General features: G+C 64.4%; 1 pseudogene. It reads right to left on the reverse strand.

The window, feature by feature from the left end:
- Positions 1–278: pseudogene (locus tag RCF13_RS00310) on the reverse strand (flagellin); the annotation flags it as partial.

The raw sequence follows: 278 nt of genomic DNA on the forward strand, positions 1-278 counted from the left end.
TTGAAGTTGGTCTGGCGGGCAACGCGGTCGATTTCCGAGGTCAGCTGCTTGACTTCGGCATCCAGTGCCTCGCGGTCGCTGCTGGAATTGGTAGCGTTGGCCGACTGCACCGACAGCTCGCGGATGCGCTGCAGGTTATTGCCGATTTCAACCATCGCGCCTTCGGCGGTCTGGGCCAGCGAGATGCCGTCGTTGGCGTTGCGCACGGCAACGTCCAGACCGCGGATCTGGGTGCTGAAACGCTCGGAGATCGCCAGGCCGGCGGCGTCGTCCTTGGC

This window comes from Stenotrophomonas maltophilia group sp. RNC7, assembly GCF_030910085.1.
Lineage (GTDB): Bacteria > Pseudomonadota > Gammaproteobacteria > Xanthomonadales > Xanthomonadaceae > Stenotrophomonas > Stenotrophomonas sepilia.